Consider the following 14,085-nt stretch of genomic DNA (forward strand, 5'->3'; position numbering starts at 1 on the left):
ACCTCGGCGATACCAAGAGCACGATCACGCACCCGGCGACCACCACCCACAGCCGCTTGACACCCGAAGAGCGTATCCAGGCGGGGATCGGCGAAGGCTTAATCCGCATCTCGGTGGGGATCGAGGATAGCGCGGATTTGATCCGCGATCTGGAGCGGGGATTGGCGCAAGTTTGAACGGCCTCACGCCGGTTTCCGAAGCTTAGAACTCGGTGTGTGCAACACCGTGGCGGGCGCATGGCGGAGCGGCGCGCGCGGGTTGCGCATGGGAGTTTGCGCGTGTTAGATTGGCGCCGAGCTTGATCTCCAATAATCGCCCGCCTCTTCAAGCCGGCGGCGGTTAAAAAACAATTTAGAATTCTCGCCCATTCTCAGCGGAGGACCCCCCACGATGGCCGGACGTAATTTCTTGTTTATTCCTGGACCGACCAATGTCCCGGAGCGCATCTTGAATGCCATGCATATCTCGCAAGAAGACATGCGCGCCTTGGACTTCCCGAATTTCACGCTCCCGCTCTACCGGGATCTCAAGAAGATCTTCAAGACCAAAAACGCTCAGGTGTTTATTTTTCCGGCCTCGGGCACCGGCGGATGGGAGGCGGCGATTACCAACACGCTGTCCCCCGGCGACAAGGTGCTCGCCTCGGGCTTTGGTCATTTCAGTAATCTCTTCATCGATCTCTGCCAGCGGCAAAAGATGGATGTGCAGGCCCTCGAGGTCGATTGGGGCGAAGGCGTGCCAATCGAGAAGTACGCCGACATTCTCAAGAAGGACAAGAACTACAAGATCAAGGCCGTGCTCGCCACCCATAACGAGACCGCGACCGGTGTCACCAGCAACGTGGCCGCCGTGCGTAAGGCGCTCGATGATGCGAAACACCCGGCCCTGCTCATCGTCGATGGGGTCAGCTCGATCGCGAGCATCGATTTTCGCATGGACGAATGGGGCGTGGATGTGGCCGTCTCCGGATCGCAGAAGGGCTTCATGTTGCCGACCGGCCTCGCCATCCTCTGTTTCAGCGAGAAAGCCTTGAAAGCGAGGCTCAGCGCCAAGTGCCCGCGCTGTTTCTTCGATATCGAGGACATGATCAAGGTCAACGTCAACGGCTTTTTCCCCTACACACCGGCGACGATCATGTTGCGCGGCCTGCGAGCGTCGGCGGACATGCTGCTCGAAGAAGGTTTGAACAAAGTGTTCGCGCGCCATCATCGCATGGCCGAGGCGGTGCGCCGCGCGGTCGCGGCGTGGGGCCTCAAGCTGGTGGCGAAGGAACCCAAGTGGCATTCCGATACCGTGAGCGCCATCTACGTGCCGGCGGGGTTCGACGGCAACGAAGTGGTCCGCCACGCTTACCGGCGATTCAACCTGGCGCTGAGCGTGAGTCTCGCCAAGATCGCGGGTAAGGCGTTCCGCATCGGTCACCTGGGCGATCTCAACGAGCTCATGGTCCTCACGCCGATCACCGGCGCCGAGATGGCCATGAAGGACCTCGGGATCCCGATCCAGCTCGGCAGCGGGGTCGCGGCGGCTCAGGAGTATCTGCGCAAGACCGCCAAGGACATCAAGAGCCTGAAGCCGATGAAATAGGGACCGGTTACTGGTCCTGGACAAAATTGAAATAACGATTTTTTAGTAGCAGAGGAATATGAGTCACACACGATATGAACCCGCGCGTCAGCGCGTGCAGCGGAGCGAGCTGGCGGTACCGGGCTCGAACCCGGCCATGATCGAGAAGGCGGCCCAGAGCGAGGCGGACTTTGTCTTTCTCGATGTCGAGGACGCAGTCGCGCCCGATGATAAGGAGCGGGCGCGAAAAAATATCATTGCCGCGCTCAACGATATCGACTGGAGTGGTAAGACCATTTCGGTACGCATCAACGGTATCGACACCCATTACATGTACCGTGATGTGGTCGACATCGTGGAGCAGGCCGGCCACAAGCTCGACACCATTCTCATCCCCAAGGCCGGCGTACCGGCGGACATCTACATGGTGGACGCAATGATCACGCAGATCGAGATCGCCAAAGGCATCAAGCACCGCATCGGTCTCGAGGCGCTCATCGAGACGGCGCTTGGCATGGCCAATGTCGAGGTCATCGCGGCGTGCTGCCGGCGGCTTGAGGCCTTGCACTTCGGGGTGGCCGATTACGCCGCCAGTTGCCGCGCGCGTACCGTCAACATCGGAGGACTGAATCCCGATTATCCGGGCGATCAATGGCACGCGGCCTTGTCGCGCATGGTGGTCGCCTGCCGGGCTTATGGACTGCGGGCGATCGACGGCCCCTTCGGCGATTTCAACGATCCCGAAGGGTACAGGCTCGGCGCGCGGCGCGCGGCGGCGCTCGGCTATGAAGGCAAGTGGGCAATTCATCCGAGTCAGGTCGCGCTCGCCAATGAGGTCATGTCGCCGCCTGAGAAAGAGGTCACGCGGGCCAAGCGCATCTTGGTGGCCTTGAAGGAAGCGGCAAAGGCCGGCAAGGGCGCCGCGCAGCTCGACGGCAGGATGATCGACGCCGCCTCGGCGCGCATGGCGGAGAACATCGTCAATATCAACAAGGCTATCCAAGCCCGCCAGCGGGTGAAGACCAAGTCGAAGAAAAAGTAGCGAGGTTTGTTTCCGATGGACATTCATGAATATCAGGCGAAAGAGATCCTGAAAGACTTTGGGGTCGCGATCCCTGCCGGAGGGCTGGCCTACAGCCCCGAACAGGCGGTCTACCGCGCGAAAGAAATCGGCGGTGAGAAATGGGTGGTCAAAGCCCAGATCCACTCCGGGGCGCGCGGCAAAGCGGGCGGCATCAAGGTCTGCTCCAATGACCATGAGATTTGGGAGATCGCGGACGATCTGCTCGGCAAGCGGCTGGTGACCCACCAGACCGGTCCGAGCGGGAAAGTGGTCCATCGCTTATACATCGAGGCGGCGACCAGCATCGAACGCGAGATCTATCTCGGCTTCGTGCTCGACCGTCAGTCGGAGCGCGTGATGGTCGTGGCGTCCGGCGAAGGCGGCATGGAAATCGAAGAGATCGCGGTCAAGAGACCGCAGTCGATCCTGCGCCAATCGGTGGAGCCCGCGGTCGGTATGCAGGACTTTCAATGCCGGGAGATCGCGTTCGGGCTGGGGCTGCCCGCGGCGATAATTAGCCAGGCGGTGACGACCATTCAGGGCTGTTACCGTGCGTTTCGGGACCTCGACGCCACGATGGCGGAGATCAACCCCTTGGTGGTGACGAAGGATGGGCGCCTGCTCGCGCTCGATGCCAAGATGGCCTTCGACGACAACGCGCTTTTCCGGCACGCCAGTGTCTCCGAGCTGCGCGACAAATCGCAAGAAGATCCTCGCGAGATGGCGGCCGCGGATCGCGGCTTGAGCTATGTCGGGCTCGATGGAAACATCGGCTGCATCATCAACGGGGCGGGCCTCGCGATGGCGACCATGGACATGATCAAGCACGCCGGGGGCGAGCCCGCGAATTTCCTGGACATCGGCGGCGGCGCCTCGCCCGAGCGGACCGCCAAGGCCTTTAATCTGGTGCTTTCCGATGACAAGGTGCAGGCGATCCTGGTCAATATTTTCGCCGGCATCAATCGCTGCGACTGGGTGGCGGAGGGCGTGGTGCAGGCGGTCAAGAAGACCGAATTGAAGATCCCGCTCGTGGTGCGCTTATCCGGCACCAATGTCGAGGAAGGCCGCAAGATATTGAAAGACAGCGGCCTGCCGATCATCATGGCCGAGACCTTAGCGGATGCGGCCGGCAAAGCTGTCGCCGCCTGGAAGCAAGCGACCGGGAAGGCGTAACGCGGGAGTATGAGATGAGCATTTTAATCGACAACAAAACACCGGTCATCGTCCAGGGATTTACCGGGCAGATCGGGACCTTCCACGCCAAGGACATGATAAAATACGGCACCAATGTGGTCGGTGGGGTGACGCCCGGCAAGGGGGGCGGCACGCACCTCGAAAGGCCGGTCTTCAACACGGTCAAGGAGGCGGCGGACGCGACGGGAGCCCACGCGAGTATCATTTTCGTGCCGGCGCCTTTTGCCGCCGATTCGATCATGGAGGCGGCCGATGCGGGGATCCGTTATTGCGTCGCCATCACCGATGGGATCCCCTCCCAGGACATGATCCGGGTGAAGCGCTACATGCGCCGCTACCGTGCCGAAAACCGTATGCGGCTGACGGGGCCGAACTGCGCCGGAACCATTAGCCCGGGCAAGGCGATGATGGGGATCATGCCGGGGCATATTTACATGCCGGGCTATGTGGGGATCGTGGGACGTTCGGGAACGCTCGGTTACGAGGCCGCCTCGCAGATGAAGGCGCTGGGGATCGGCGTGACCACCAGCGTCGGGATCGGCGGCGATCCCATCAACGGCAGTTCCTTCAAGGACATCTTGGAACTCTTCCAGGACGACCCCGATACCAAGGCCATCATGATGATTGGTGAGATCGGCGGTCCACAGGAGGCCGAGGCCGCCCATTTCGTGAAGGACAATATGAGCAAACCCGTGGTCGGCTATATCGCGGGACTAACCGCGCCCAAGGGCCGGCGCATGGGACACGCCGGCGCCATCATCTCGGCCTTCGGTGAGAGTGCCGCCGAGAAGGTAGAGATTCTCCAGGAATGCGGCGTGACCGTCGCCCCGAGCCCGGCCGATCTCGGTACGACGATGGCGCGGGTGCTCAAGAAGGTAAGCTAGGAAGGGTTTTTAGACATGAGCAAACCAAAAGTCATCGTGACGCGCCGCTGGCCGGCGGAGGTCGAAGCGCGGCTCCAGGAGCTTTACGACGCCAGACTGAATACCGACGACAAACCCATGACGGGCACCGAGCTTCAAGACGCGCTGCGCGGCGCGGACGCGCTCTTGCCCACGGTGTCGGATAAGATCACGGCCGAGGTGCTTAGCGCCGAGCCGCTCAAAACCAAGGTCCTCGGTAACTTCGGCGTGGGTTTTAACCATATCGATATCGCGGCCGCCAAGAACCGGGGCCTTGTGGTTACCAACACTCCCGAGGTCCTGACCGATTGCACCGCCGATCTCGCGATGACCTTGCTCTGCATGATCGCGCGCCGGGCCGGAGAGGGCGAGCGCCACGTGCGGACCAAAGCGTGGACCGGCTGGCGGCCGACGCACATGATCGCGAGCAAGATCAGCGGAAAGACACTTGGATTGATCGGTTTCGGGCGCATCGCCCGGGCGGTCGCCGCGCGCGCACACCACGGCTTCGGGATGAAGATCCTCTTCCATGATCCCTACCCGCCACCCCAGGAGGCCGCGGACGCGGTAAAGGCGACTCAATGCGGCACGGTGGAGGAGGTCCTCGCACAGGCGGATTTCGTCTCGCTTCACTGTCCGGGTGGACAGGAGACACGGCACCTCATCAATGCCGAGCGCTTGAAACGGATGAAACCCACGGCGTTCTTGCTCAACACCGCACGCGGTGATGTCGTCGACGAACAGGCGTTGGCCGCGGCCCTTAAAAGCGAGACCATCGCCGGGGCCGGTCTCGATGTATACGAAAGCGAACCGCGTGTCACCGAAAAATTGCTCACCATGGAAAACGTCGTCCTGTTCCCGCACCTCGGGAGCGCGACCCGCGAGACCCGGGTCGCCATGGGGATGCGGGTGCTGGAAAACCTCGAGGCCTTCTTTGCCGGGAAACCACCGCGTGATCGCGTGGTGTGAGCGAGAAACGGCGCCCGGCGCGTAAGGGCAATAAGACCGGCGAGGGGGCGGGGGCTGCCTACGCCCAAGAGCTCCTCGATCTTCTTCTCAATCTCTTGTGCGAGATCGTACGCACGCGCCACCCGGAGGTGGAGGCGGTGCTGCGCGGGCGCGCGGCGCTCTCGCATAGCCCGCCTGAGCTTCTGCTGCGGACGCTGCAGGCCTGGGGGATCTGGTTCCAGCTCGTCACGCTCGTGGAACAGAACGCCACGATGCGCCGCTTGCGTCAGATGGAGGCCGAGCGCGGGGCGGAGCATGTTCCGGGTACGTTCGCGTTTGTCCTCGCTGAGGCCCAACGCGCCGGGATCGCGCCGGGTGTCATTCAGAGGGTCTTGGAGCGGGCGCGCATCCAGCCCGTGATCACCGCCCATCCCACCGAGGCCAAGCGCGTCACGGTGCTCGAAATTCACCGGCGGATCTATCTCTTTCTGGTGGAGTTGGAAACGCCGCGCTGGACCCCTCGGGAGCGCGAGAATCGTATCGGAAAACTGCGCAACGAAATCGAGCTCCTGTGGTTGACCGGCGAGCTGCGGCTCGAAAAGCCCACCGTGGCTCAAGAGGTCGCATGGGGATTGCACTTTTTCGATGAGGTATTGTTCGAGCGCGTGCCGGAGCTGATGGAGAAACTGGAACGGGCGCTCGACCAACACTACCGAGGCGCGGGCTTGACGCCCCCAGCGTTTCTTAAATTCGGATCGTGGATCGGGGGTGACCGCGACGGCAATCCCTTCGTTACCAACGAAGTGACGCGCGCTACCGTGCTCAGCAACCGCCGGGCGAGTCTCCACCGCTACCGCAGCCGCTTGGGTCACCTAGCGCGGGTCCTGAGCATCGCCGCTCATGCAGTCCCGGTTCCGCGTTATTTCGAAGCCGCATTGAACACGACCTTGGCGAAGTTTGAGGACCAAGCGGTGATTACACGCCGCAACCCGGGCGAGGTGTTCCGGCAATTCGCCGCCTGTATGTTGCGTAAGCTCGAAGCCACGCTTGCGGCGCCCGCTGCCGGAAACATCGATCCCCGCTACGGCAGCGCGGACGATCTCATCGACGATCTCAACACAGTAGAACGCGCGCTCGTGGATGCTCATTGCGAGAGCTTGGCGAAAAGCCTGGTGCGTCCGCTCCGGCGGGAGGTCGAGGTGTTCCGGTTCCGGACGGTGCGTTTGGATCTGCGTGAGAACTCGACCGTGACGACCAAGACATTGGCATCCGTCTGGCCAGATCAACACGGCGGCGCCGAGCCGCCCGAGATCGGGTCGGTGCGCTGGAATCAGTGGCTACACGATGGGCTGGCCCGGCCGCTCGGCGATCCGCTCCAGTTCCAAGGCCTCGATGAACAAGCCGTAGCGACGCTCGGCATGCTGCGAATGGTGCCGTTGCTGCGCCGGGAAGTGGATCGCGATGCGTTCGGCCATGTGATCTTAAGCATGACGCGCTCGGTAGCGGATATCCTGGGCGTCTATCTGCTTGCGAAATACGCCGGATTGTTCGCCGATCCCGAGGGCGTGGAGCACTGCACGCTGCCCATCGTGCCCTTGTTCGAGACCGTCGAGGATCTCAAGCGCGCGCCAGGGATCATGAAAGAGCTGCTGGCAGCGCCGGTGGTACGGCGCTCGGTCCGGGCGCAGGGCGGGGTGCAGGAGGTGATGATCGGGTATTCCGATTCCAATAAGGACGGCGGTTTTTTCACCTCCAACTGGGAGCTGAGCCGAGCCCAATCGCGTCTTACCCGGATCGGCGCCGAGGCAGGGATCGCGATCTCGTTCTTTCATGGCCGCGGGGGTTCGGTGAGCCGGGGGGGTGTCCCGACCGGGCATGCCATCGCGGCGCAACCGCCCGGCTCCATCGACGGACGCATGCGGATGACCGAACAGGGTGAGGTGGTTTCCTTCAAGTACGCGAACCGCGGCACGGCCTTGTATCAAATGGAGCTGCTCGCATCGAGCGTCCTGGAACATACGCTGAAATCCGAGCACGAGCGGGAACTGCGACCAGATGCCGAGACCGATGCCGCCATGGAGGCCCTCTCGGGGGCTGCCTACGCCGCCTACCGGCGCCTGGCCGAGCATCCAGGACTCGTGGACTACTACCAGGCCGCAAGCCCCGTCGATGAGTTGGTGCTCTTGAACATCGGCTCGCGTCCCGCGCGGCGCTTCGGCGCCAAGACCTTGAATGATCTGCGCGCCATTCCGTGGGTATTCGCGTGGACGCAGAATCGCCACATGATCCCCGGATGGTACGGGGTCGGAAGCGGCATCAAGAACTTCCTCGAGGTACGTGGCGCCGAAGGCCAAGCGCTCTTAAAACGCATGTTCCACCATGCGCGGCTGTTCCGGCTCATCATCGACGAGGTTGAAAAGACCCTCCCGCAAGTGAACTTAACCATCGCCCGTGAATACGCCGAGCTTGTTCCGAGCGCGGAGGCGCGCGAGGAGATCTATGCCATGGTCAAGGACGAGTACGAGCGCACTGTCGCGATGGTACATCGCGTGAGCGGCGCGCGGGATCTCTGCGTCCGCTTCCCGCGCTTTCGCCGGCGGCTCGCGCGAAGGCTCGCGATCATCGACCAAGTCGGCCACGAACAAGTGAGGCTGATTCGGCAGTTCCGCGGCGCCAAGAAATCCGAGAGAGAGCGGCGCCGGGAGCTCGTGCCCTTGCTGCTTTCGATCAACTGCATCGCCTCGGGCCTCGGCTGGACGGGTTAGATGCCGAGACCAAGCACGAAGCGGAAATTCTCTTCCAAGACTTCTAAAACGGTCTGGCCACGTTTGAGGTCGGTGGCTGTCGTTGCGCATCGATACCGAGGTCTTAGAAAGCCAACGATTAGCTTGAAGTGCGCGGCAACGCGTCACCTCGAAGCGGTTGTTATGCGGCAGTTTTCTCTGCCGCGTCCCATCCCGGAAATACCAAAACAGCCGGATGACACTTCAGCGCCTTGGCGAGAACCTTTGCCCGCTCGACACCCAGGCTCACACGACCGTTCTCGATCGCAGAAATAGTGGCCTGCGGGATACCGGTAAGCCGAGCGAGTTGGTTCTGGCTCAATTCCTGAAGCTCGCGAACGATCCGCAAGGACTCTCCAATCGATACCTCAATCCGCTTCTTGGCGGGATGAAACTGCTTCATATTCACGGTCTCCGATAGTCGTGGACGGTGATCGAGACGACCTGAAAGAGTTGTTCGTCGGAAACGAGTCTATAAATGACCCGGTATTTCAGCCCCAGGCGAGAGGAGCGATGCCCGGCCCACTCGCCCGACCGGGTTTCATCGTGAAACCCTTTGAGCCGGGAGGTCCAGAAATCACCGCGATGTCCTTCCACTTCTCGTAGCGCTTCAGTATTTCGCGGGGCGCGGAGTCAAGCTGCATGTCAACGCGCCGGTGCTCCTCGATGCGCCACATTTCATATTGTGTCTATACTATATATGATATGTCAAGCCTGGCGGTTACGGCCGCATAACGCCGAAAACCTTTCTCTCTTTGCGCATCGATACCGAGGTTTTACATAGCACCAAGCTCACCGGGCGCGACGATAGGAGCGCGCCGATGCAGCGCGTGGTTATGCGGCCTCGATTTCGACCAACTCGCTCGTTGACGAAGGATATGGAATAGGCTCTCCACCCTCCTTGATGTCAGCGAGATGCAGTTCGATGGCCTCTCGAATGAGGGTAAGAACCTCTTCCTTTGTTTCCCCAGCAGCGATACAACCGGGGAGGTCGGGCACGTACGCACCAAACGAAGTCGGTCCTTCTTCAACAACAACCAAGTAACGCATTCTTGATACTCCTACTTTTTGAGTCCGGCCTGTTCCAGTACATTGCTCAAGGTCCCGGGAGGCACATCGACGCTAGGCTTACCCGCAACGGTAACCGTCCCTTATTTGGTCGGATGGTGAAACTGCCGGTGGCTTACCTTCATGCGGACTTGATACCACCCATCGGATTTGAGCACGGCGATGAGCTCTTTGACCTTCATTCTTCATAGTCTACTACCGTGGCGCCGCAAGCCGCATAACGCTCAGATAAGCCGCGTCCGCCATTAGCGATGGGAAGAATCCGCGCCGATCTCTGGCGTCGGCTTGCGTGCCGGGTTGGGCCGTTGTGATTCAGAGATGAAACAGCTACCACTGTTTTGCAGCTACTCGTATGGCTTCCTGGATCTCTCGTACCGGATATCCCAACACGGTCCGCTCGCTACCCTCACGATCCGTAAAAACCATTACGCTGCCGTCAAACCGATACCTCGTTTCCCACTCGACGGCAAAATTATCCGGCGTTTCCGTGATACCAGACGGCATCAGCTGGCTATCTCTGGCAAGACAGCGCGCCAAACAATTTTCTGGTTCGAGCGCCCAGGCGTCGCCTGTCTCCGTCGAAAAGAAAAGTAGAGGTCCAAGCGTGACCACACGGGCGTCGTGTCGGGAAGCGCAATTGCTGATGTAATCCGCCTCGCGCTGAATACTGACTTGACAGCCCGACAGCGGAGTAGTCTTCCTGCGTTTCTTCACACAGGCCCTCCAAGTTCTAGTGAGCTTTCTGGCATGCCATACGCTATCCAGCATACGCCCGCTTTAGTTCATCAATGTCGATCTTCTTCATTTGAAGGATTGCCTCCATGGCTCTTTGGGATTTTTCAGAATCGGGGTCATTGATCATCTCGATCAAAACGCTGGGAACAACTTGCCATGAAGCGCCGTATTTGTCCTTGAGCCAGCCGCACTGCTGTGCCTTTTCATCGCCGCTCTCAGATAGCTTCTCCCAGTAATAGTCCACTTCTTCCTGCGTCTCGCAATTGACTTGGAACGAGATAGCCTCGTTGAATTTGAACATCGGCCCGCCGTTGAGTGCGGTAAACGCCTGCCCATCAAGTTTAAATGCCACGGTCATTACTGTTCCCGCCGGTTTTCCGTGGACCTCACGCCCGCTTCTCCATACCGAGCAATGTTTACGATCTTTGAATTTCTAAAGATAGCGGTATAAAACTCAACTGCCTCTTCGGCTTGATCATCAAACCACAAACATGGGGTGATCTTTTGAATGTATTGCATGGTGTTTCTCCTAGTCGGGTCTAATCACGGATGGGGATCACCGTGACTATCAGCTAGTCGTCTGCAGCAGCCCAAAACTAACGGGGCTGTCATCATGCTGACGTCCAGCGCCTAAGTTGAGCGGCGCGGCGTTTTTTGCCGCGTCCGTCTCGAACGCGATGTAAGCCCTGCTGACACCTGTGCAAGACCAAGAAGGGACCGCAGAGCGGTATTGACGGCGGTGGAATCGGGGAAGGCTTTTAATACGTCGGGGTCAAGGGCTACAACATTCGAGCCCTCCTTCAAAAGGCGCTTGTAGTACTTACCGCGTTCACCTTTGGAAAAATCCAAATCGTACTCAGGGCGCAGATCGTCATCGAGTTCGTGGCTTTTGCGTTTCATATTTTCGTCTTTCGCGAGGTGTGGCCATCCGCGCGCTGATTATCCGGATCCCGTCGGCTTGGTCTGTGTGTGCGATGACGAGCAGGTGATCGTGTGCGGAACAGCCAAAAGTAATGAATCGAAGTTCTTCAATTGAATGATCTGGATCTTTTAGGGTGACAGCAAGCGGGTCATAGAAAGCAGTAATGGCTTCTTCGAAGGACACACCGTGCTTTCGGACGTTTCGCTCGGCCTTCTTGCGATCCCATTCAAAACGCATGGAACCATTATAGTCTGTGCTGAACTTGCAGGCCCAACCGTACCCAACTCACCGGCGCGCTGTTTTTTGCCGTGCCCGGTGGAGCGCCTTGTTGGGCACATTGCCTGTGAAAACAGCGACCGGCACATGACGAGCCGAGCCAGTGCTACGGACTTACGAAGTGCCTTAATACGTTCAATCTCGTGAATGGTTTGAGCCGTGAAATACGACTCACCGCAATGGGGACATGACCACATCGGGATGCTCTCTATCACAAGAAGCTTAGGACCATGACCAAAACTCCGGGTGGAGGTGTACGGTGATGACGACAAGCCTTCCGGTGGGACCAATTTTGACAATGGTTTCTGCTTCGAGGTCATCGAGTGTGAAACCGCGGATGACACACTTGACCTCGCGGGTTTGGCGGTCGCGCTGGCGCTCGATGATTGCGCTCGTGAGGATGATGTTTTCGAGATCGAGGATCGTGAGGTTGTCATCGTCCTAGCTCTTCGGCGGCATGGATAGAGACTACATAGTTCAGTGAGCGAATAAATTCGCGCAACTGGGAAATCGTCAGCTTCGGCACTCATGAATTCTAGCAACGATCTATGTGTGTGCTCAACGAGGGTGTAGAAAAAAGCCGTTTCTGAAGACCCCCGGGCCGCGGGGTGATTTTTTTTCACGGGCGAGCGAAGCGAAGCAGGGACGTCCCCTGGCGCCGTTGATTAGCGGCTACCTTACCCGACGATACGCAGCGCGACATACGGAACGAGGTTAAACAGAAGGATGCCGATCTTATAAAGCGCCATCCCTGCGTAATGGATGGCGTCGAATTGCTCAGCCGACAATCGAAACCACCGACCGTGGAACCGATGCATCCAATCGTGAGCGAAGTTGAAGAATAGAAACCACCAAAGCAGCGCGCCATAGTTGATGGCGGCACACCAAAAAAGGACATCACGTGCTATCTCGATGCTCATCGGCCATTCTCTTTAGCAGCTAACGCCTAGCTAAGCCGCGTCCGTCGCCGACGCTCGGAAAAACCGCCGCGATGCCGGGGTCGGCTTGTAACGCAGGTAAGCAGGTAAGCAGGTAAGGGGTCGGAGTGATTTAAATTTGGGCATCCGCTGCTTGATGTATCGGACGGCCTCGCTTCTTCGCGCCGACCGTTTTGCCCAGTGCCGTCTCGATCTCGTTACGAAAGCGATCATTGCCCAGGGATATAGTTATAGGCAAGACACTCTCGGATTGGGTCATTTTTACTTCATCGCTAACACAGCGCCTTGTTGGGCGCCAGCCTCATGACTCGAACTCGCTGCGCGGTACGCCGGACTGACGAATGATGGACTGAAGCGTGCCTATGCGAAGCTCTGGATGATCTGGCACTGGCACCGTGATCGTTGTGCCCGGCAGCTTCTTCTGCATTACGATATGGCTACCCCGCTGACGCACTTCCGCAAATCCATGCCGGTTGAGAATAGCACATGCCTCTTCCCCGGAAAGCGTTCGCAATTTAGCCAATGGCAACGGGCACCCGCGTTACGTACACTTCCTCGTGGACACGTTCCTTGATCTCATCAGGCGAAGCCGATTCAAAGAAAAGCTCAAGCGCTTCTCGAAGGTTGTCGCGCGCCTCTTCGATAGTGCCACCCTGGCTGGCAACGTCCAGCTCAGGGCAGAGCGACACATAGCCATCTCCCTCACGCTCGATGATAGCTGTAAGTTGCCTTTGCATAGCATCTACTCCAGTCTACGAATATAGCGCCCAAACGACGAAGCTCACCTGACGCTTTGGATCTGGCGACGATAGGAGCCAGCGGAAAAGTCGTCAGGTGGAGCGCCTTGTTATGCGATACTGTCTACAAACCTAAATCTGAAACGACCCTTTCTAACGGCACGCCCTCTTTACCCTTAGATTCTTCTTTCGCTTCTCTGAGGTCTCGAAGATCTTCATAATCATGCATTACTTCTTCGAGCGCTTTGAATTCTTCATAAGAACAACAAATTCCTTTCTACCATCCTTTTCTATAACTTGCAGATGAAGCTCCATAACAGGTAAGCCTTTGGCCGTATTCGAGCTTCCATCGGTATGTCAAACAGGGGTGGCTGCCAGCCAATTGGGGAAGCAACATCGAACCACTCAACGGCGCTGACTTCGTGAATGAGTTGGCGCGGACACGCGCCCTACGCTCGCTTGAGTGTTTCGTTAGGCGGCTCATGATTTTTTACTCAGACTTCAGCGCAACGCCGACCCCACTGCTTTCACCGCCTGAAATACCTTCCCTGAGAATGTCGCTCGTACCATCGCGATTGCGTGCAGTGTAACCCGTCCCGATAACGTCCCGAATTCTGTTTTTATTCGCACCGCCGCGTGTTTCTGTATTTTGGGAGTCGCAGATGGGGCAGAGGAAGCGAAGGCTGCCGGGAGTGTTGTCGCAGTGATAGCCATATCTATGATCGAGAATGGGTGAAAATGGTTTTCCATTCCATTCGAGCGGACCGCTGTGGAACTGGCAGTCACGGTTGTCGCAACGGTCTGGCCAGTCTTGCTCACGACGAAACGCCTCGTAGTAGCGGCGTATGGTCGCCTGATTCCTCTTCTTGAACGTATCCTGAACGAGCACATCGCGCCAGTTGCGTTTCTGCTTCTTAATTTCCATTGTTTCTCCTGTGACTGAAAACGTTACT

General features: G+C 58.7%; 17 protein-coding genes and 5 pseudogenes. 8 read left to right on the forward strand and 14 right to left on the reverse strand.

From position 1 onward, the window contains the following. The 7 genes from M3436_02920 to M3436_02950 all read left to right on the forward strand — a co-directional run. Positions 1 to 176 (forward strand): PLP-dependent transferase (locus tag M3436_02920; protein MDQ3563122.1); only part of this gene is annotated, 176 nt, incomplete at its 5' end. Positions 177 to 390: 214 nt separating this feature from the next. Continuing rightward, the gene (locus M3436_02925; GenBank protein MDQ3563123.1) at positions 391 to 1,587 is read left to right on the forward strand and encodes an aminotransferase class V-fold PLP-dependent enzyme; all 1,197 of its coding nucleotides are present in this window, start codon (positions 391 to 393) and stop codon (positions 1,585 to 1,587) included. 58 nt (positions 1,588 to 1,645) lie between these two features. After that, complete coding sequence (locus tag M3436_02930) at positions 1,646 to 2,608, forward strand: CoA ester lyase (GenBank protein ID MDQ3563124.1); 963 nt, start codon at positions 1,646 to 1,648, stop codon at positions 2,606 to 2,608. Positions 2,609 to 2,623: 15 nt separating this feature from the next. After that, positions 2,624 to 3,802, forward strand: coding sequence for a malate--CoA ligase subunit beta (locus M3436_02935; GenBank protein ID MDQ3563125.1), 1,179 nt, complete (start codon positions 2,624 to 2,626; stop codon positions 3,800 to 3,802). Between the two features lie 14 nt (positions 3,803 to 3,816). Further along, positions 3,817 to 4,707 (forward strand): succinate--CoA ligase subunit alpha, encoded by an 891-nt coding sequence (gene sucD / locus M3436_02940; GenBank protein ID MDQ3563126.1) that lies wholly within the window; start codon positions 3,817 to 3,819, stop codon positions 4,705 to 4,707. Between the two features lie 15 nt (positions 4,708 to 4,722). Continuing rightward, positions 4,723 to 5,694, forward strand: a complete 972-nt coding sequence (locus M3436_02945; protein ID MDQ3563127.1) for a D-glycerate dehydrogenase — start codon at positions 4,723 to 4,725, stop codon at positions 5,692 to 5,694. Continuing rightward, on the forward strand, positions 5,691 to 8,438 hold the full coding sequence (locus M3436_02950; protein MDQ3563128.1) for a phosphoenolpyruvate carboxylase: 2,748 nt from the start codon (positions 5,691 to 5,693) through the stop codon (positions 8,436 to 8,438). The genes M3436_02945 and M3436_02950 overlap by 4 nt, the downstream gene beginning before the upstream one ends. A gap of 160 nt (positions 8,439 to 8,598) precedes the next feature. Here M3436_02950 and M3436_02955 read toward each other — a convergent pair whose 3' ends face one another. From M3436_02955 to M3436_02995, 9 genes and pseudogenes are all read right to left on the reverse strand, one after another. Further along, complete coding sequence (locus M3436_02955) at positions 8,599 to 8,859, reverse strand: helix-turn-helix domain-containing protein (protein MDQ3563129.1); 261 nt, start codon at positions 8,857 to 8,859, stop codon at positions 8,599 to 8,601. Between the two features lie 2 nt (positions 8,860 to 8,861). Further along, positions 8,862 to 9,133, reverse strand: a pseudogene (locus M3436_02960) (type II toxin-antitoxin system mRNA interferase toxin, RelE/StbE family). Between the two features lie 157 nt (positions 9,134 to 9,290). Next, positions 9,291 to 9,506, reverse strand: a complete 216-nt coding sequence (locus tag M3436_02965; protein MDQ3563130.1) for a type II toxin-antitoxin system HicB family antitoxin — start codon at positions 9,504 to 9,506, stop codon at positions 9,291 to 9,293. An 11-nt stretch (positions 9,507 to 9,517) separates the two neighbouring features. Beyond that, positions 9,518 to 9,706, reverse strand: a pseudogene (locus M3436_02970) (type II toxin-antitoxin system HicA family toxin). 145 nt (positions 9,707 to 9,851) lie between these two features. Next, on the reverse strand, positions 9,852 to 10,238 hold the full coding sequence (locus tag M3436_02975) for a hypothetical protein (GenBank protein MDQ3563131.1): 387 nt from the start codon (positions 10,236 to 10,238) through the stop codon (positions 9,852 to 9,854). A 43-nt stretch (positions 10,239 to 10,281) separates the two neighbouring features. Next, positions 10,282 to 10,778 (reverse strand): annotated as a pseudogene (locus M3436_02980) (VOC family protein). Between the two features lie 111 nt (positions 10,779 to 10,889). Further along, positions 10,890 to 11,159, reverse strand: a complete 270-nt coding sequence (locus tag M3436_02985; protein ID MDQ3563132.1) for a hypothetical protein — start codon at positions 11,157 to 11,159, stop codon at positions 10,890 to 10,892. Further along, a complete protein-coding gene (locus tag M3436_02990) occupies positions 11,131 to 11,418 on the reverse strand; it encodes a BrnT family toxin (GenBank protein MDQ3563133.1) in 288 nt (95 codons plus the stop codon). Before M3436_02990 ends, M3436_02985 begins: the two co-directional genes overlap by 29 nt. A gap of 140 nt (positions 11,419 to 11,558) precedes the next feature. Continuing rightward, positions 11,559 to 11,747: pseudogene (locus M3436_02995) on the reverse strand (YgiT-type zinc finger protein). Here M3436_02995 and M3436_03000 point away from each other — a divergent pair. After that, on the forward strand, positions 11,710 to 11,922 hold the full coding sequence (locus M3436_03000) for a hypothetical protein (GenBank protein ID MDQ3563134.1): 213 nt from the start codon (positions 11,710 to 11,712) through the stop codon (positions 11,920 to 11,922). The pseudogene M3436_02995 and the gene M3436_03000 sit on opposite strands and share 38 nt — an antisense overlap. Before the next feature lie 212 nt (positions 11,923 to 12,134). Here the strand turns inward: M3436_03000 and M3436_03005 are convergent, their stop codons facing one another. From M3436_03005 to M3436_03025, 5 genes and pseudogenes are all read right to left on the reverse strand, one after another. Next, on the reverse strand, positions 12,135 to 12,377 hold the full coding sequence (locus M3436_03005; protein MDQ3563135.1) for a hypothetical protein: 243 nt from the start codon (positions 12,375 to 12,377) through the stop codon (positions 12,135 to 12,137). 319 nt (positions 12,378 to 12,696) lie between these two features. Continuing rightward, positions 12,697 to 12,918: a type II toxin-antitoxin system HicA family toxin gene (locus tag M3436_03010; GenBank protein MDQ3563136.1), complete on the reverse strand. Its 222-nt coding sequence runs from the start codon at positions 12,916 to 12,918 to the stop codon at positions 12,697 to 12,699. Then, entirely contained in the window at positions 12,911 to 13,132 is a 222-nt protein-coding gene (locus M3436_03015) for a type II toxin-antitoxin system HicB family antitoxin (protein ID MDQ3563137.1), read from the reverse strand. The genes M3436_03010 and M3436_03015 overlap by 8 nt, the downstream gene beginning before the upstream one ends. Positions 13,133 to 13,256: 124 nt before the next feature. Beyond that, positions 13,257 to 13,447: pseudogene (locus tag M3436_03020) on the reverse strand (type II toxin-antitoxin system Phd/YefM family antitoxin). A gap of 175 nt (positions 13,448 to 13,622) precedes the next feature. Further along, entirely contained in the window at positions 13,623 to 14,057 is a 435-nt protein-coding gene (locus M3436_03025) for a hypothetical protein (protein ID MDQ3563138.1), read from the reverse strand. Positions 14,058 to 14,085 lie beyond the last annotated feature (28 nt).

It is taken from the genome of Pseudomonadota bacterium (assembly GCA_030859565.1).
GTDB lineage: Bacteria > Pseudomonadota > Gammaproteobacteria > JACCXJ01 > JACCXJ01 > USCg-Taylor.